The 19,788-nt window shown below is 28.1% G+C and carries 15 protein-coding genes; 6 read left to right on the top strand and 9 right to left on the bottom strand.

Features of this window, described 5'->3' with window-relative positions; genetic code table 11:
- Positions 1-219: 219 nt before the first annotated feature.
- From HRT41_05565 to HRT41_05535, 7 genes are all read right to left on the bottom strand, one after another.
- Complete coding sequence (locus HRT41_05565; GenBank protein NQY23478.1) at positions 220-2,553, bottom strand: TonB-dependent siderophore receptor; 2,334 nt, start codon at positions 2,551-2,553, stop codon at positions 220-222.
- Between the two features lie 81 nt (positions 2,554-2,634).
- The gene (locus HRT41_05560; protein ID NQY23477.1) at positions 2,635-3,600 is read right to left on the bottom strand and encodes a FecR domain-containing protein; all 966 of its coding nucleotides are present in this window, start codon (positions 3,598-3,600) and stop codon (positions 2,635-2,637) included.
- A complete protein-coding gene (locus HRT41_05555) occupies positions 3,597-4,061 on the bottom strand; it encodes an RNA polymerase sigma factor (protein ID NQY23476.1) in 465 nt (154 codons plus the stop codon). The genes HRT41_05560 and HRT41_05555 overlap by 4 nt, the downstream gene beginning before the upstream one ends.
- A gap of 240 nt (positions 4,062-4,301) precedes the next feature.
- Positions 4,302-6,614 (bottom strand): TonB-dependent siderophore receptor, encoded by a 2,313-nt coding sequence (locus HRT41_05550; protein NQY23475.1) that lies wholly within the window; start codon positions 6,612-6,614, stop codon positions 4,302-4,304.
- 152 nt (positions 6,615-6,766) lie between these two features.
- Complete coding sequence (locus HRT41_05545) at positions 6,767-7,735, bottom strand: FecR domain-containing protein (GenBank protein NQY23474.1); 969 nt, start codon at positions 7,733-7,735, stop codon at positions 6,767-6,769.
- A 14-nt stretch (positions 7,736-7,749) separates the two neighbouring features.
- Positions 7,750-8,217, bottom strand: coding sequence for an RNA polymerase sigma factor (locus tag HRT41_05540; protein NQY23473.1), 468 nt, complete (start codon positions 8,215-8,217; stop codon positions 7,750-7,752).
- 254 nt (positions 8,218-8,471) lie between these two features.
- Positions 8,472-10,706: a TonB-dependent siderophore receptor gene (locus HRT41_05535; protein ID NQY23472.1), complete on the bottom strand. Its 2,235-nt coding sequence runs from the start codon at positions 10,704-10,706 to the stop codon at positions 8,472-8,474.
- A 326-nt stretch (positions 10,707-11,032) separates the two neighbouring features.
- Between HRT41_05535 and HRT41_05530 the strand changes: the two genes are divergently transcribed.
- Positions 11,033-12,187, top strand: a complete 1,155-nt coding sequence (locus tag HRT41_05530) for a cyclic nucleotide-binding domain-containing protein (protein ID NQY23471.1) — start codon at positions 11,033-11,035, stop codon at positions 12,185-12,187.
- A gap of 188 nt (positions 12,188-12,375) precedes the next feature.
- Positions 12,376-13,527 carry a cyclic nucleotide-binding domain-containing protein gene (locus tag HRT41_05525; GenBank protein ID NQY23470.1) on the top strand — a complete coding sequence of 384 codons (1,152 nt, stop codon included), beginning with the start codon at positions 12,376-12,378 and terminating at the stop codon, positions 13,525-13,527.
- Here the strand turns inward: HRT41_05525 and HRT41_05520 are convergent.
- Positions 13,520-14,812: a TAXI family TRAP transporter solute-binding subunit gene (locus HRT41_05520; GenBank protein ID NQY23469.1), complete on the bottom strand. Its 1,293-nt coding sequence runs from the start codon at positions 14,810-14,812 to the stop codon at positions 13,520-13,522. The two genes, HRT41_05525 and HRT41_05520, sit on opposite strands and share 8 nt — an antisense overlap.
- A gap of 122 nt (positions 14,813-14,934) precedes the next feature.
- On the opposite strand from HRT41_05520, the gene serS reads away from it, so the two are divergent.
- Positions 14,935-16,179, top strand: coding sequence for a serine--tRNA ligase (gene serS, locus HRT41_05515; protein NQY23468.1), 1,245 nt, complete (start codon positions 14,935-14,937; stop codon positions 16,177-16,179).
- A 21-nt stretch (positions 16,180-16,200) separates the two neighbouring features.
- Here serS and ribA read toward each other — a convergent pair whose 3' ends face one another.
- Positions 16,201-16,776, bottom strand: coding sequence for a GTP cyclohydrolase II (ribA, locus tag HRT41_05510; protein NQY23467.1), 576 nt, complete (start codon positions 16,774-16,776; stop codon positions 16,201-16,203).
- Positions 16,777-16,946: 170 nt separating this feature from the next.
- On the opposite strand from ribA, the gene HRT41_05505 reads away from it, so the two are divergent.
- Genes HRT41_05505 through HRT41_05495 form a run of 3 tightly spaced genes read left to right on the top strand, consistent with a single transcriptional unit; the run spans position 16,947 to position 19,784 of the window.
- Positions 16,947-18,242 (top strand): zinc ABC transporter substrate-binding protein, encoded by a 1,296-nt coding sequence (locus HRT41_05505; protein ID NQY23466.1) that lies wholly within the window; start codon positions 16,947-16,949, stop codon positions 18,240-18,242.
- 4 nt (positions 18,243-18,246) lie between these two features.
- Positions 18,247-18,975, top strand: coding sequence for an ABC transporter ATP-binding protein (locus HRT41_05500; protein ID NQY23465.1), 729 nt, complete (start codon positions 18,247-18,249; stop codon positions 18,973-18,975).
- A complete protein-coding gene (locus HRT41_05495; protein NQY23464.1) occupies positions 18,969-19,784 on the top strand; it encodes a metal ABC transporter permease in 816 nt (271 codons plus the stop codon). The genes HRT41_05500 and HRT41_05495 overlap by 7 nt, the downstream gene beginning before the upstream one ends.
- Positions 19,785-19,788: the final 4 nt, after the last annotated feature.

Genomic DNA, 19,788 nt, shown 5'->3' with positions numbered 1-19,788 from the left:
GCAAAAAACGGACACTATATTTTACAAATTTGAAAAGTTTCTTGTTTTTATATATTATTTATATTTTTTAAGTTAAAAAGTAATTTTTTTAAAGCAAGATAATACTTCTTAATTTGATTTCTTAGGATTAAAAAAAGTTTAAAATAAAAAACCTAAGTATTAATCTTAGGTTTTTTATATTTCTTTTAGGAGAGAAGTATCATGTTTGTGTATATTATTTTAAAATGTGTATTTTAGTTTTACAGTGGCATTTCGTGGTGCACCATAATTGTATTCTTCTGTATCAATTGATACGTAGTATGTTTTATCAAAAAGGTTGTTAATATTTACTTGTAAAGATAAATATTTAGAAAAGTCATATTTAACCATTGCGCTTGTTATAAAGTAAGCTTTTTGTTCAACCTTTTTTACTCCTTCTCCTTTATGAGCGGAATTTCTCCAGTTTAGACCTGCGCCTATACTTAGTTTTTGAAATTTATATTTTGCATAAGAATTAATAAGTGTTGAGGCATTATGTGTATTAAGTTCTTCTCCCTTATGATCTTTAATTATTGCTTTTGAAATACCTAAAGAAAGCCATAAACTATCATTTACTTCTCCTGATACTTCTGCTTCAAAACCTTTACTTACGGTACCTTTAGCTCCATAATAAGCATCATCCGTTGTATTAAGTATTTTTTTACCAGCATCTTTTTGCGCAAGATTATCCTGTTCGATTCTAAATATACTAAGACTTACATTTAATTTGTCGTCATTAAATGAAGCTTTTGAACCTATTTCAAAATTCTTACCAATTATTGGATCCAATGTTTTACCTTGGGTATCTTGTTGTGATTGCGGGTTGAAAATATCTGAATAATTAGCGTAAAATGAGTATGTCTCATTTAAATCATATACTATTCCTGCATATGGAGTTATAATATTTTGTTCTTTTCTTTCTAATGCTTCTTTTTTATCCTTCACTTTATAATTGCTTAATCTACTTCCTAAAATAAGTTTTAGGTCATCTCTTAAAGATAATCTTGTAGCAAGATATATTCCTGTTTGTTCAATTTCTTCATCATTTATAACTGTTGCTTCAGGCCAAATAGTTGGTTCTTCTGTCGTTCTTTGTGTTGCCCCTAGTGTTGTATATGCACCGATAGATCTTTTAGTGTAAATTTTTGTTTTATCATAAGATAAACCAGCAATAAATTCATGCTCTAAATTAAAAGCTTCGAAAGGAACAGATGTATATAAATCAAGCGTATTTTGAGTCTTGTCATCAGGAGTATATTTAATTGCTTTATCTTCTAAACCAAGACCAGTATTTTTATCCCATGCTGGATAAGGATACCAGCTTGATATTTTTCCTTGTGAATTTACAATGCCATGCGAGTAAGATAGATTTATTTTTGCATCATTATTAAAGATATGTTCAAGATTTGTAAAATACTTTTTTTGAATTATTTCTCTAAAGCTCCAGGGACTTGCAATTGTTGTAGACCTATCAAGGTTGGTAGGACTATTATCACTATAAAATGCTGGTAGTCTTCCCCATATTGCACCTTTTGCAAGAACTTTTTGGTAAGAAGCGCCTATTGTAAGTAAGGTATTATCAGAAATATCATTTTCAAAAACGGTATAAAATACATCTGTTTCTTGAGTTTCAAAATCTCTAAAAGAATCACTCGTGCTTTTTTTAAAAACAACTCTTGCTCTAAGTGAGCCTTCTTCATTAAGCGCACCGGATAAATCTAGCGTTGCTTTTTTCTTATTCCATGAACCTACTTCGAGATTTATTGTTCCTTTGAACTCTTTACTAGAGGCTCTTTTTCTTACAAGATTAACTGCTGCTGAGGGGTCACCTGCTCCTACAAGTAATCCTGTAGCTCCCCTTACTATTTCTACTCTATCGTAAATAGCCATATCTTGATATTCTTCTGTAGAGGTGGCTTTTAAATTTGATGGAATACCATTAATTTGAAAGTTTCTTATTCTAAAACCACGTGCATAAAATCTAGTACGCTGGGTATCTTTTTTTTCAACTAAAACTCCAGTAGTAGCTTCCAATACATCATCTATTGAATCAATGCCTTGATCATTTATTTGTTCACTGGTTATTACTGAAATTGATTGGGGAGTTTCTTTAATGGATAGATTCATTTTTGTAGCTGTATTCATTGAAGCTATTGTGTAAGAACCACTTCCTTCTGTTATATTACTAGCGTTTGCAATAACTTCTACTTGACCTAAGTTTGATGATGATTCATTTTTGATTGCTTTTTTTCTGATTAAAATAGTACCGTCTTCAATTACTGCTTCTAGATTTGTTCCTTGTAATACTTTTTTTAAAGCATTTTCAAGTCCTTCAATATTTTTGATATTGGGAGATTTTTTTCCTTGTAAGAGTTTTCCATCTACCATATAAGGGATATTTGATTTTTTTGATAGAACTTCAATCGCTTCTTTTAGGGATTGATTCTCAATTGTATAAGACTCTGCCGCAAGCAAAGTTGTTGATAAAAGAACAGCTAATGCTGGTGCAATTAATGTTGATTTAATGTAATTCATTCATTTTCCTTAAATTATTAAGAATAATTCTCATAATCATTCTTTTCAAAAATAAGACGAACTAGAAAACAAAATCAGACACTATTTTTCAAGAATGTTGAAAACTTTGTTTTTTTCTTCTATTTTTAAAGCATAAATTTCAGGTAGAGCATTTAAGAATTTATCAAATTCTTGGATTGAGAATTTACCTGTAATTTGAGTATTTTTTACAGTTTCATTTTCTAAGAGGATAGTTTTAGTGGAGTATCTGGAAAAAGTAGTTATGGCTTCTTTTAAAGAGGTTTGATTAAACAACAAATAACCTTTTTCCCACGAAGCCATGATATTTATATCTTTATTCCCATAGTTTAAGACTTTTCCTGCTTTATTGATAGTAATGCTTTGGGCTTTAGTTAAAAGAGTAATAACTTTAGAGGTTTTATTAGAATACGTTTGACTTATTTTTACGATACCTTCTTTTACATTTACTTGGGTTTGTTCATTTATTTTACTTACTTCAAAGATCGTACCTACAACTTCTATTTGTGTATTAAGTGAATGAATAATAAAGGGTCTATTTTTATCTTTAGCTACTGTAAATAAAGCTTTTCCTTTTAAGAAATTAACTTCTCTTTTATTTTGAAATATACTTACTTTTATGCTTGTTTTTACATCCAAAACAATATGTGAACCATCTGGAAGTATAATGCTGTTTTCTTTTAAAGTAGAAGAAACATAGGTATTAGAAAAAATAGGTTTAGAATAATCTTGATATTTATAATAAGAAAAAGAAATACTTAATAAAAAAAGTGCTGCTATTAACATAGGTTTTATTTTTTGAATACTATTTGTTCTTTTTATCCCTTTTGAGGCTTTTTTACTTAAAATATCTCGCATTCCTTTGGGCATAGTATTAAAAGATTCTCTTATATCTTGTTCTTGGCTATATGCTTTTTGATGTGTAGGATTTTGTTTTAACCAAGAATCTAAGTTATTCTGTTCACAGGAATTTAAGCCTTCTGTTTCTTTTATCACCCATGATGCTGCTGTTTGTTTAATATTTTTCATTGTATGTCACTCAATTTATCTTTTATTTTTTCACTGGCTCTAATAATGTGTTTTTCGACAGCAGCAATTGAAATCCCCATTTTAATTGATATTTCTTTTCTTGAGAAACCATCAATTACATGTAAAATAAATGCTTGTTGATTTTTAGTAGGCAAGGATAATACAATTTCCATTAAAACTTTATGCTGGTTAGATTTATACGCCAGTTCATCAGGTTGTTGTTCATGTGGAATAGTGTGCTGTTCTTCTTCATAAACAGTTTGTGCAGTGATTTTATGTTTTCTAGCTTGGTCAATTACAATATTTCTTGAGAGTTTATATAAATACGCACGTTCATTGTTAATATCCTGATTTACTTTTAACATTCTGAAATAGGCTTCTTGAACAACGTCTTTTGCATTGTCTTTATCTCCCACCATTCTTTGTACATAATAAATGAGTTCTTTGTAATAGCTTAACATAGTGCCTTTATCAAAATATAATTTAAATGATATTTGTTATCAGAATTGATATTGTAATTATATTTAGCTTAAAATAATATTTTAATTACTGATCTTTAGTAAATAAGACGAAAACTTTGAAGCTGGAGAATATATTTGAAAAGTTTATTGTTTTAAATTAATACCCATCATTTTCGAAAAATGATGGATATTATGTCTGTAACTAAATCGAATCAAGTGTTATAGGAGAACCTTTGATTTTTAAAATTTATAGCTGAGTTTTGCTGTGATTTTTCGTGCTTCTCCATAGTTGTAGCCATTTACCCAAAATGTACTGTAGTACTTTTTGTCAAATAAGTTTGTAACATTTACTTGAAGAGATAAGTCATTAGTAAAATCATATTTACTCATAGCACTTATAATCGCATATGACGCTTGTTCAACACCATCTTTTCTATCACTTTGCCAATTAAGACCAGTTCCTAGTGTTAGTTTGTTAATATTATATTTCGCATATATTTTTAATAATCTATCTGGTGTGTACTCATCTTTACTTCCATCCGAATATTTTGTTGTATTTTTTGACATTCCAATTGAAAGATTTAGGTTTTGAGTAATATCTCCTGCTACTTCAAACTCTATTCCTCTACTCATTGTTCCTTTACTTTCGGTATAAGCATTTTCTGATGTTAACAATACTGTTTGTCCTTGGTCTCTTTTTGCAAGGTTTTCTTGTTGCATTTTGTATATACTAAGACTTGCATTTAATTTATCATCAAAATACGATGCTTTTGTTCCTACTTCAATACTATTTCCTCTAATTGGCTGTAAGGTATCACCATTTTTTGTTTTTTTACTTTGGGGTGTAAAAATATTGGTATAACTTGCATAAGCTGAGTACGTGTCGTTTATATTGTAAACTATTCCTGCATAGGGAGTAATAACATTTTTATCTTCTCTACTTTTTTTGATTCCTGCATTGTTCTCATTGTAAGAATAATTACTTAAACGTGAACCAAATATTAGTTTTAAATCATTGCTAACATTAATGCGTGCGGCAGTGTAAATACCACTTTCACTAACTTCTTGAGTTTTATTTGAGGCACTTCCCCAAGTAGGTTCAGTAGCTCCATTCCAAGTATAGAATGAATTTGCTGCACTATTTGTACCCGTAATAGAGTCTGTATTTGTTTTCATTTTACTATAAGAAAAACCAGCAATTATCTCATGTTCATTAGAAAATGCTTCAAAGGGTATGTTTGCATACACATCTAAAGTATCTTGTGTTACTTTATCTGAGGGATAATAGTTTGCTTTACTTGTTAATCCCAAACCTGTTGTTTTATTTACTGTACCAGTTAATCTTGCTAATTTTGCAGTTGTGTCAATTATGGCATGAGCATATGAGGTATTAATTTTAATATCATTCATAAAAGTATGTTCTAAACTGGCAAAATATCTTTTTTGTGTGGTTTTTCTAAATGTCCATGGGCTTGATGTAGTTTTGCTTACATCAAAGTCTGTTTTACTTCCATCACTAAAAAGTGCAGGTATTTCGCCATAAGTTACACCTTTTGCATCATCTTGTTGGTAGGAAAATCCCAGACTTAATAGAGTATTGTCTGTGATATCTGCTTCAAATAAAGAATAAAAAACATTGGTATCTTTTTCATAAAAATCTTGTGCTGCTTCTTTATTTTCTTTACTAGCAAATATTCTTGTTCTTATACTTCCTTTTGCATTTAAAGCAGAGCTTAAATCAACACTGGCTTTCTTTTTGTTCCAAGAGCCAACTTCTAAATCTATTTGTCCTTTAAATTCTTTTGAATTTGCTTTTTTTCTTACAAAGTTAATAGTAGCAGAGGGTTCACCAGAGCCAGAAAGCAAACCAGTAGATCCTCTAACAACTTCAACTCTATCATAAATTCCTAAGTCTTGATACGTATCCCCTTTGTATCCTGTTTTAAGATTAGTAGGTACACCATTAATTTGGAAATTCTTGATGGAAAATCCTCTGGCGTAATAGTTCGAGATATCAGTATTTATAGATTCTGCATATAAACCAGTAGAAGCTCTCACTATGTCAGCTATGGAAGTGATATTTAAATCATTGATTTGTTCCCTTGTGATTACAGATACACTTTGAGGTGTCTCTTTTATGGATAGATTCATTTTTGTTGCTGTTGACATCGAGCCAATTGTATATGATTTACTGCCTTCAGTGATGTTAGAACGTTCAATTACATCTATTGAGCCAATATGTGAGGAAGAGTTGGACTTTATTGTTTTTTTTCTGATTAAAATAGTACCGTCTTCAATTACCGCTTCTAGATTCGTTCCTTGTAGTACTTTTTTTAAAGCATTTTCAAGTCCTTCAATATTTTTAATATTAGGAGCTTTTTTATTTTCTAATAAAGTACTGTTTGCCAAATAAGGAATATTTGCATTTTTTGATATTTCTTTTATGGCTTCAATTAGAGTTTTATTTTGTATGCTGAATGTTTGTGCTGATAAACTAAGGCTTAATAAAGCACATAGATTAACTGCAATAAACGATGATTTTAGTAAGTTCATTTTTTTCCTTTTGATAAGAATAATTTTGATAATCATTCTCTATACTAATAAGACGTAAGAAGAAAAAAAAACGGTATAAAAATCTAATTTTTTTTGAAATCTCTTTTAAAAGGAAAATAAGTTCTAATAAAGTTCTTTTCTTGAATGAATAATTAATTGATTTTATTGCTTATTGTTATAGTTTTATTCAAGTCTTTAATTTTAATGGGGTAAATTTTAGGAAGTGCGCTTAAAAATTTATCAAATTCATTAATAGAGAATTTACCTGCAATAGGAAGCTTTGATAGTTCAAAATCTTCATATGCTACATTTATATCTACATATCTTGAAAACTCATCTAAAGCATCTTTTAAAGAAGTTTTATTAAAAACTATATACCCTTTTTGCCATGTGGCAATTTCGCTTGGTTCTATTTCACCATAAGTAAGAATTTCTCCTTTTGTATTGATAGAGATATTTTGACCCTTTGTAAGTAAAGAAAGTATTTTGTATTTATTATCAGAAATTTGTCGTGAAACTTTTACTGTTCCTTCTTTTACTTGAATGGCGCTGATATTTTTAATATTGGTAACTTCAAATTTTGTTCCTACTACCTCAATTTGCACATTATTAGAATCAATAATAAAAGGACGAGTAATGTCTTTTTTTACTTCAAAGATTGCTTTTCCTTTTAAAAATGCTACTTTTCTAGTATTTTTAAAAAAATCCACTTTTATTTTTGAATTAGCATCAAGTATTATTTTGGAACCATCTTGTAAATTAATTACTGTATTAAGAGTATATTCACTTACAAATTCTTCTGAATAAAGAGGATTAGAAGATGAAGTCATTTGAAATATTGTAAAAGATACAGTCAATAAAAACATAGCTACAAAAGCCAAAGGTTTCAGTTTTTCTAATATCTTAGTCATTCTTAGTTCTTTTTTTGCTTCAAATTTTAATTGATTTTGACAGGATGAAGGCAAGGTTTTAAAAACATTTCTTATATTTATAATAGAATCATAGGCTTCTTGATGAGTGCAGTTTTCTAACCACTTAAGGAAGAGTTTATTCTCTTGCTCATTTAAACCATCTTGTTCTTTTGAAATCCAAATAGAGGCTTGTTCGTTTATTGTTTGCATATTATTTAGCCTTTTCATTGTTCTTCTAATTCTTTTTTGATTTTAAGTGTAGCATGAGTAATATGTTTGTCTACTGTACTAATATTAATCCCCATTTTAAGTGCAATTTCTTTTCTGCTGTAACCTTCTAAAATATGAAAAATAAAAGCTTGTTTGCTACGTGTAGGAAGGTTTTGTACTATGCTCATTAATACTTGCTGAGTATTGTCTTGAACGGTAAGCTCATCTGGTTGTTCATTGCTAGGAATTACGAATTGTTCTTCTTCATAGGCTATTTTAGCAATGTTTTTGTTTTTTCGTACATCATCAATAACTATATTTCTAACCATTTTATATAAATAAGCGCGTTTATTAGAAATAGTAGTTTTATTATCAACATGAATGACTCTGGAATAGGCTTCTTGCACAACGTCTTTTGCATTGTCCTTATCTCCGACCATTCTTTGTACATAATAAATAAGTTCTTTATAATACGCTAACATAGTGCCTTTACTTTATATATTGATATCAGTTCTTACAATTGTTATTGTAATCGTATTGTGCTTAAAGCATGCTATAAAATTTAAAAATAGTTCTTAATACTAGAGAGTGAGGTGTATGTATTGAGTCTTAGAATATACGATACCTAAATGTAAATGACAGTGATAATTAATCTTATTAATTATCATATTTGCCACTTTTTTAAAATGGCAAATATCTTAGTATTAAAAATTGTAAAATTTAAAATATGCCTATGTTAGAACTTGAAAGAAAGGGCTATATTATATGTTCTACCTTCTGTTTCTGTACTTGATATAGCATTGTTTGCAATATTAACTTCTTTGTTAAATAAGTTATTAATATTTAAAGCAATTTTCACATCTTTGTATACCGTTGATATTACTGTATCCACAAGTGTATAAGAAGGGTTTTCATATAATTCTTGTGGAGTTCCAGCAGCAAAATAATTAGTATCTAACAATTTGCTTTTTCCAATATATTTAATTCCAGTTCCTAATTTTAAATCACCAATACTTGTATTTTTAAAGATGTAATCGGCCCAAATAGAAGCATTTAATTTAGGAAGGTTAGAAAGCTTTCTACCATTATCAGCAGAAGATGGCATATCAATTTCTTCTCCTTTTAATTTTGCAATTGAAAAAACAAGATTGGAGTTTTCAAGAGGCTTAAAAACTGCATCAAATTCTATTCCTTTAACTTTTACTCCACCTTCTTGAATTCTTGCACTTGCATCGGTACTAGATGTATCTCGTGTGATTTTATCAGACTGTGTAGTTTCAAATACAGCAAGGGTATAAAAAGCATTTATATTTTTTGGTTTGAATTTAAGACCTGCTTCATATTGTTTTCCAATTGAGGGTTTGAATTTTTTTCCAGAAACTGTTGCTGAACCTGGGTTACCTTCAAAAGAGGTGGAGTAAGAAACATAAGGTGCTAGGCCATTATCAAACTTGTACGTAAGCCCCATTCTATTTGATACTTTTGAATGTTTATACGACTTTGAAGTATTTGTTAAATTATTATCTACTTCTTCTTTTAATTTATCATATCGTAAAGACAAAGATAAAATTAATTTTTCATTGATTGTCATTTGATTTTGTGCATAAAAACCAATTTGAGTACTTGAATTATCTGTATTAGAAGAAAGAGTTGTTGCATCCGTTATTCTTTGGGAATAATCTGGGTTTAAAACATCAAATTTATAATTAACTCCTGTAGAATTTCTTTCTTCATGATTCATTTTTTGAATATCTAGACCAAATAAACTAGTGTTCGTTGTATTTTTAGTATCCCATTTATATTGGAAAGAATTATCTAAAGCAATGCTATCTACTTTATGTTTAGTCTGAATGAATGTTAAAGGTAAATCAGATAAATCTGTAGCAAGAGCAGTTAATCCAGCTGCATTAGGTACAGAATATCCATTACTCCCATCCATTTTAGTATAATTAAAAGAAGAACTAAATTTCATATCTTCATTGATGTGCTTTTGTAATAATAACGTGACTGCTTTTCTTTTTTTATCATAGTTTTCTTTATCTGGTAAACCTACGTACATTGAACTAGAAAGATTTGCATTAACAATTTGCGCATATTGTGCAGCCATTCCTGGGACATGTGAGTATGCAGATGAAAAATTCTTGAATATATTTATCTTTTGTTTTGTCCCCGAAAACCCATATCCTAAACCATTAATTTCATCTTTTGAAGTGGATAATAAAATATCTAAACTTGTCGTATCATTGATGTTGTATTTAATTGCAGGGTTAAAAAAATAGGAATTATGAGATGACTTGTCTAATGCATTATCTCCTTTATTAAATTTAGAAGTTAACCTTACAGAAACTCTTTCATTGATTGTATGATTAACATCTGCAAATACAGACTTGTTTTTATGTGTACCATAAGAAATACCAACTTCTTTTTCATTGCTAGTATTTGCTTTTTTGCTTTGCAGGTTTAATAATCCTCCAACCCCACTTGCTCCATATAATACAGAAGAAGGACCTTTTAATACTTCAACTCTTTCAAGTGCATAAGGATTAATGCTAGGTATTAAATGTCCTCCATACAATAATTTTAAACCATCTAAAAATGATGATCGATATAGTGAACCAACACCTCTGATATTTCCGTAGTTAGCTCGTTTTTCAGAATTTTCACTGTAGGGCTGAAATATTGAAGCGGTATATGACGTGATATTCATAATAGTTTTTGCATTTCTATCTTCAATCATATCATTTGTAATAACAGATACACTTTGAGGAATATCTGTAATATCTAGATCCATTTTAGAGCCAGTTGAACTTTTTGTAGCTACATAACCTTTTAGTTCTCCATAGGCACTTTCTTCATATGATGTTACTTCTTGCGTAAAATCTGTTTTTGTACTTTGAGCAAAAAGTACATTAACCGTACATAAACTTAAAATGCTTGCGCATAATAATTTATTTAAATTTGTTTTTTTCATAAAACATTCCTTTTGATAATTTTCTTTAAAATTATAATTTTGAGAATGATAATCAAATTTATATAAAGAAAATATTATTTGTTGACTTCACTAGACAATCAGTAAAAGAAAAAGACTATAAATTGAAGTTTTAATTAAGCATATATATAAGAAATTTAAAATAGCTTCAGAAGATAAAAATAAAATAAATTTTTAAAAGGCTAAGTTTAGGACTATATGAGAAAAAATACTTAAAAATAATAATTTATATGAAATATTTATAATATTATTTACTAATACAGCATTATTTTTATCTATTTTGTTATACTAAATAAAAAGAAGAAAACATGCAAAATTATGTGGATTTATTATTAAAAGAAATGAACGAAACAGTACTTTTTCATCAAAATGTTTTTGGAATTAAAGACGATTTAGCAGTCTCTTCGTATTTAAATATAAGAGATGATATTTTTTGTGTTTTTGAAATATTTTCTTCTTTGGATAAAGATTTTGCAAAAAGTGAAATGAGATTATTGCTTCAAGATGCTTTAAGTATTATTGAATATTTTGGGAGTTTTACTCTTACTTCTGATGTTACACAAAACCTTTATAAAAAGAAACCAGTAAGCGTAAATTGTGCAGAAGAAGAATTTACAAAAGCCTATTCAAAAACCTTTAAAGAATTAAAAATGAAGGTAATTTCTTTGGTAAATACAAAATTGTATTATTTGGATCTTTATATTTGGAATGAAGCACATAAATCAAGTTCTATAAACTTTTATCTAAGACAAAAAAGTGAAGAAACAATTAATAATACAAAAACTTTTTTTAAAACAAAAGTCGAAAAAAGCCTAAATACTAGCTATTCTGCGATAAGTAAAAATACAAGAGTTAAATATGAAGACAATTTCTCTTCATATCTTGTAAGTTTAGTAGATACAGAAGAAACAAAAGAAAATCCTTTATTGTTAAAACTTGTTGCTGCAAAAAATTCAATTGCTTTTTTTAAAAATATGCCAGACAATGACATAAAAAAAATTGTTACAAATATAAGTTTTATAAAATATAAAATGCATGAAACTATTATTACTCAAAATGATGACAGCAGAGAGATTTATTATTTATTAAGTGGAAAAACAAGAGTTATTGTAGGTACGAATACTGTTTCTACTTTGGAAAAAGGCAGTATTTTTGGTGAATTTTCTTCTATTACGGCTGAGCGAAGAAGTGCAACAGTAAAAGCCCATGATAATAATGTAACAGTAATTAAATTTGATTTTACTTTTGATAAAGTAGATGAAATTCCTAAGTCTTTTACTACTTTATACCAAAATATAATTAACTCATTGGTTAATAAAATTACAACATCTAATAAACATAAAACACAAAGTGAAAGAACGATGTTAACAGACATTAATGCAAGTATTAATAAAGCAAAAGGCTTACTTGAAAAAACCAATGCCGAAATAAAACGAAACAAAAAAGCATTGTCAGAAGTATAAATTAATAAAATAATTTATTACTCATAATCTATTTCAAGTGAAAAATATATATACATAAGCTTAAAATAGGGAGAAGTAGTAGTTTTAACTTAATTTTAACTTAATTTTACTGAGTAAATTTCATAGTAATTTATTAAAATAATATTTCATAGTAATATTATTATCTAAATAAATCACAAAGAGTTATTATGGAAAAATATGTAAATGCTTTACTTGAAGATTTAAATAAAACAGTGCAACATCATCAAGGTATTTTTGGAGTAAATGAGAGTATTTCTACAACTTCTTATTTAAATCTAAGAATTCAGATTTTTGATTTAATTCAGATATTCTCTTCTTTAGATCAAAAATTTGCCAAAGCAGAACTTTTGTTATTGTTTGAAGATGTAGTTACTATTTTAGACTATTTTGATAAGTTTAAATTAACAAGTGAAGTTTTGATAAACTTGTACGCTAAAAAACCAAGTACCATCTCTGGCTCTTATGAAAACTTTGATCAACTCTATTCCAAAAAATTTAAAATCCTAAAAATGAAAGTAATTGGACTTATTAATACCAAACTGTATTTGTTAGATATTTTTATATGGAAAGAAGCTTCAAAATCACGTTCAATTTTATTCTTTTTAAAACAAAAAAATCCAATACTAATTACTTCCACTAAAGAGTTTTTTAAAGCTTCTAAAAATAAAAGTAAAGTCAGAGTTACGTACAACTCTTTAAATAAAAATGTTAAAACAATATACGAGCCTAATATTCTTAAGTATATTAAAAACTTACCCAATGAAAGTGATAAAAATACCAATCCTTTATTGCAAAAACTAATATCTTCAAAAGATTCTATTGCTTTTTTTAAAGGTATGTTTGATGATGATATGAAAGAGATTATTACAGATATTAATTTTATAAAATTTAAAAAACATGAAACTATTTTAGAAGAATTTGATGACAGCAGTGAGATATATTATTTGTTAAGTGGAGTTGCAAGAGTAATCGTTGGTTCGAATGCTTTAGCAGTAATTGAACAAGGTAATATTTTTGGTGAGTTCTCTTCAATTACAGGTGAAAAAAGAAAAGCCACAATTAAAGCAAATGATGACAAAGTGACTGTTTTACGCTTTAAATTAAACTTTGATTTATATGAGAGCATACCTTATGCTTTTACGCAGTTATTTAAAAATGTAATTGATTCCCTGATTTTAAAACTTAATAATTCTAATGTACATAAAATCGCAGCAGAAGAAAAAATGAAAGGCAATATTGGAAGAAGAATCAATGAAGCTACCAAACATTTAAAAACAGAAAATAAAGCGATTAAGATTCTAAAAGAAGCCGTTAAATAAGCTTCTTATTTTTGATGCGTTTTCGTATTTTCCTATCAATTAAGTCTATATGCAAAATCAAGTTATAATACTCCCCCATAAAAGATGAGGTAACAGAGGTTTCTTCTTGTATCTCATTTTTAAGAGCATTCAAAAGTTTTAATTTTTCCTCTAATTCTTCTATAGAACTTTCTTCTAAATTACTGTCATATTTCTTAAGTTCTTTATACCATTTATAAATCTTTGAACGCATAGACCAGATATATAAAGGAAAAAAACCTTTTAATAAAGGAATTCCCAAGGTAATTAAAGGAATTAATAAAATCTTTAATCTATCAATATTAGAGGCAATCCAATAAGGAAAGATTTTTTCTAAAAAATTATCTCCATAGGTGAGATATTGTTTTGCTTCTTCATTAATATCTATATTTATATTTAATAAATCAGGGAATTGGTTTTCTTGTTGAAAAAGCCCTTTTTGTGTATGTTGGTTTTTTACTTGTTTTAAAAATATTCTAATAAGCTCATGGGGTACATCATTATTGGTAACTAACGTAGCCGTTGTAGCTAATAATTTGATATTAGAATTTGGAATGTTTGAGAATAAATCTAATGATCCTTCATATAAATCTAGGGCTTCAATAAAAGCATATTTCCTACTATAGGCTTTTGCTCGTTTTATATTTAATACATTAATACTTGGATTTTCTAATAACTCTTTTATAATTTTTGAGTGCTGAGAGCTTACTACAAACATTGCATCAATATCCCCTTTTAAAAGAGATTGTTTTGAGTCTTGTGAATTCATATAGACAATATTTGAGTTTGTTTCATTTATACCATTAGCATCTAAGAGTTTTAAAGCTAAATTACTAGTACCAGAATGATTAAGTCCTACCGAAATGTTTTTGCTCATAAGTTCTATTAAATAAGAAACATCAAAACTTTCTGCTTTATAAAAAACCCATAAAGGCTCATAATAGATATTACCCAAAGAAGAAATATTCTTTAGTTCTTTTAATTCATCAATACCATTTTGCATAAACGCTAGGTCCGCTTTTTTCTCTTTAAGCAATTGAATATTTTCAAGAGATCCTTTTGTCTCTAAAACTCTAAGTTCAACTTTTTGTTCTTTTAAGAGTTCTTTATATTTCATAGCCATTTTATAATAGGTTCCATTTTTGCTTCCTGCTGCAATAGTCAGTTCTCTTTTAACAGGGGGTTCTATAAATTTACTTGTGATGTAAAACAAAGATATGATTAATAAGATTACGGGGACAGATACTTTAAAGAAGTTACTTTTCACGATTGTTCCTAGTAGTTTAAGTATGAATAGCATTTATTATAGCCAAGTTGCTTATAGTATTACAAATCTATTTTCTAGGATATCTTAGATATAATCTCAAAAAATTAACAGAAAGTATAGCTATGATTGATATAAAATTATTACAAAAAGATTTTGATACAGTATCAGCAGCCCTTATTAGAAAAGGAGTAGATGCTGCTACTTTAGATAATTTAAAAGCACTGACTCAAGATGCAAAAGCTAAGCGAATGAGCATGGAAGAAATAACAGCAAAACAAAACCAACTTTCACGCGAGTTTGGACGATATAAAAAAGAGGGTTTAGATATAGCTCCTTTACAAGCAGAAATTGCTACTTGTAAAAGCTCGAAACAAGCTCTTGAAGATGAAGTTAGAGTATTAGAAGAAGAATTAATCTCAATTGCTTTAGCTATTCCTAATATGCCAGATGATTGTGTTCCAAATGGTGAAAGTGAAGATGATAATGTAGTTTTAGAAACTATTGGTGAAAAACCATCATTTTCTTTTGAACCAAAAGAACACTGGGATTTAGGTGAACAAGATGGAACCTTAGATTTTGTACGTGGTGTTAAATTGGCTAAAACAAGATTCGTAGCTATGCGTGGGCAGGCTGCTAAAATGGAGAGAGCTTTAATTAATTATATGCTTGATTTTAATTCAAAAAGAGGTTTTGAAGAATGGTACGTTCCTTTTATGGCAAATTCTAATGCACTTCAAGGTACAGGACAATTACCAAAATTTGAAGATGATTTATTTAAAATTGAGGGTGAAGATTTATATTTAATTCCAACAGCTGAGGTTGTTTTAACCAATCTTTATAATGACGAAATTTTAGAAGAGCAAGAATTACCAATGTTATTAACATCTTATACTCCTTGTTTTAGAAAAGAAGCAGGAAGTGCTGGAAGAGATACCAGAGGATTAATCCGACAACATCAATTTGATAAAGTTGAAATGGTTGCAATTACAACGCCTTCTCAAAGTGCTGAAGTTTTTGAAAACATGGTTGCTTGTGCCAGTGATTTATTAACTTCTTTAGGTCTTTCTCATCAAAAAGTACAGTTGTGTACAGGAGATTTAGGTTTTTCAGCTGCTACAACAATAGATTTAGAAGTATGGTTACCAGGTCAAAATAAATACAGAGAAATATCTTCTATTTCAAATACTAAAGAGTTCCAAAGCAGACGTGCAAAAATCAGATATAAAGATGGAAAGAAGAATGTATTAACTCATACCTTAAATGGTTCTTCTTTAGCAGTAGGACGAACGCTTGTTGCTATTATGGAAAACTATCAGAATGAGGATGGAAGTATTTCTATTCCAGAAGTATTAAAAAAATATATGTAAAATAAGGGTTCTTTCCTTATTTTACAAAAAATGTCCAAAATGTTCTTTTTTCGTATTTAAGTATTCTTTGTTGTATTGATTTATTTTTGTAATCGAAGGAAGAATCTTATTTATATTAATTCCTAAGGATTCCACATAAGAAATCTTTTTTGGATTATTGGTAATCAAATTTATATTTTTTATGTCTAAATCTTCAAAAATATACCCAATAATAAAATAATCTCTTTCATCTTCTTTAAATCCAAGTTCCAAATTTGCTTCAATTGTATTGCGTCCTTTATCTTGAAGTGCATAAGCGTTTATTTTATTTACTAAACCAATATTTCTTCCTTCTTGTCTATGATAGATTATTATTCCACTTTCTTTTGAAATAAACTCTATGGCTTGGTTTAATTGATTTTGGCAATCACATTTAAGGGAAGAAAAAATATCTCCAGTTAAACATTCGCTGTGTATTCTTACATTGATGTTTTCCTTTTTACTGTAATCTTTGCTCATTAATACAAAATGTTCTTGATTATTATAATTATATGCTTTTATTAAAAAGTCTCCAAACTTAGTGGGTAGTTTGGCTATTTCTGATTGTTTGATTTCCATATTTATGCTTCTAATATTTATTTGCAACTTAGTTGCATATGTAATGATAAAACATTATTGCTGAAAAATAAATTAAAACAGAATATTTTTGCGACTAAGTTGCATTAAAGAAAAAAGTAGCTATTCTTCCAAATATGCGACTAAGTTGCAAAAAAAAGAAAAGGAATTTTATGAAAAATATAATTACAGTAGTATTGTTAATCTCAACGTTTGCATACGCTAAAACAAACGTAGTTGTGAGTATTTTGCCTCAAAAAACATTTGTTGAAAAAATTGGAGGAAATAAAGTGAATGTAACTTCAATGGTAAAACCAGGTTTTGATCCTCATACCTATGAACCAAAACCTTCTCAAATGATTAAAGTTTCAAAAGCAGATATTTATTTTCCAATCGGAATTGAATTTGAAAATGTATGGTTACCTAAGTTTATTGAACTAAACAAAAAAATGAATGTTATTGATATAACTAAAGGGATTTCTTATATACAAATGCCAAAACACAACGAACATCATAATGAACATGCTCTGCATGAAGAAGAAAATTCTTATGAATGGGCGGGTTTATTTAATCTTAAAAAATCTACATATACATGGAGTTTTGCAAAAATTGATTCAAAATATGCAGATGATAAAGTGAAAATGCTAATTTTAAGAACAGATGATAAGAGTGAAAAAGGAATTGAAAAATTAGAAAAAAAAGCCAATAAAATATTCTCTAATGAAAAAGCACTTGTAAAACATGATTTAACGGTATTAAATAAAATAAACACTTTATATGATATTGAATTTAATCAAAATAAAGATATCACAAAAATAAATATTGAGATTAAAAAAGAAGGAAATTATGTAATATTTACTCAACATCTTCCTAGTGAATTTGAAAATAATGCGCATTTTTTTAAAAATAATAAAAACGCAGATATTGAAGCAATACATCAAGAACCTGAATCAGCTACTCATGATGCGCATAATCATGCTGGAAATAAAGACCCTCATATATGGACCAGTCCCTCTAGAGTAAAACTAATCGCAAAAAATATTTATAATGCTTTAGTGAAAATGGATTCAACAAATAAAGAATATTACAAAAAGAATTATGTTAAGTTCTTAAATGAAATTTCATATACTGATAATAAAATTAGAGAAATCTTCCTTGACTTGCCATTAGCATCTAACTTTATGGTTTTTCATCCATCATGGGGATATTTTGCAAAAGACTATTCATTAAAACAATTTGTTATTGAAATTGAAGGAAAAGAACCAAAACCAAAAACCTTAAAAAGAATTATTGATGAAGCCAGAAAGCTAAATGTAAATGCAATTTTTGCTCAAAAAGAATTTTCAGATAAAAGTGCGAAAACTATAGCAGATCAATTAAATATTCAAGTTATAAAAGAAACGCCTTTAGCTTCTAACTGGAGTGAAAACCTAATTAATATGGCAAAAGCAATTGCAGACTATAAATAATGCAATAAATATTAAAGATTTATATTTTAAATACGATCAAGATTTCGTATTAAAAAATATAAATCTTGAGGTTAAAGAAAAAGACTTTTTAACAATTTTAGGCCCCAATGGTGGAGGGAAAAGTACTTTGATTAAATTAATTTTGGGTATTGAAAAACTTCAAGGTGGTTCTATCCATATTTTTAATAAGGAGCTTTTTAAAGAAACACAAAATATAGCTTATGTTCCCCAAAATACCAATGTAAATACTCATTTTCCAATAAAGGTACTAGAAGTTGTTATGATGGCTCAAAATTCTATGAAAAAAAGATTCTTTTTTTATTCTAAAGAGGAAAAAACAGAAGCTTTGAATGCTTTGAAAAAAGTTAATATGCAAGACTATTGTAATAAAAAGATGGGAGAACTTTCAGGTGGACAGAAACAAAAAGTTCTTATTGCACGGGCTTTATTTGGAAATGCTAAAATTATTTTATTAGATGAACCAACATCAAGTTTAGATATTTTAGCCTGTGAACAAATCTATAAAATACTAAAAAAATTAAATGAAACAATCACAATAATTGTAATCTCCCATGATTTAGCTTTGGTTTTAAAATATGCAAATAAAGCTGTTTATATTAATAAAGAACTCACTTTTCACGACCTTGGTAAAATGAAAGACGAGTTTGTCAATCTTAATTCAAATACCTGTGAAATTGAATTATTACAAATGTTAGGAAGATGTAAATGTTAGAAGCTCTGGAATATACTTTTATTCAAAATGCGCTTATTTCAGGATTTATTATAAGTATAATTTCTGGGATAATTGGTTCCTTAATAGTTGTTAATAGAATGGTATTTTTATCAGGAGGAATTGCACATAGTGCTTATGGTGGAATTGGATTATCTATTTATTTTTCACTTCCTATGTTATTAACTACGTCTTTATTTTCAATTGTAGTTACTTTGTTTATTGCAATGTTAACTTATAAAAATAGAGAAAAACTTGATAGCGTTATTGGTCTTACTTGGGCTCTTGGAATGTCTTTTGGTATTTTATTAGTTGATATTACGCCTGGTTATCATGCGGATTTGATTTCGTATTTATTTGGGTCTATTTTAGCCGTTAGTTCTGATGATATTATTTTTATGTCAAGCATACTTTTTGTAATACTAATTATTTTGAGTTGTTTTTACAGAGATATTCTGGCTGTCTCATATGATACAACATATGCAAAGTTAAGAGGAATAAGAACAAGAGTATTTTATACAATAATACTTTTAATGGCTTCGATTAGTATAGTTATTGCTATTAAAATAGTTGGACTTATATTGGTGATTGCACTCTTAAGTATTCCTACTTATATAGCATCAAGATTTGCTAATTCTTTATTAGAAATGATGATTTATTCTGCTTCTTTTTCTTCTGTTTTCACAATATTAGGTCTGTTTGTATCCTATAGTTATGATTTAAGTTCAGGTCCTTCTATCATCTTAATCTCATCTTTATGTATGTTTGTACAAATTATTGTTGAAAAAATATATACAAAAATTTTTAAATAGTTTT

Source organism: Campylobacteraceae bacterium, assembly GCA_013215945.1.
Taxonomy (GTDB): domain Bacteria; phylum Campylobacterota; class Campylobacteria; order Campylobacterales; family Arcobacteraceae; genus NORP36.
This window is presented reverse-complemented; position numbering and strand designations above follow the sequence as displayed.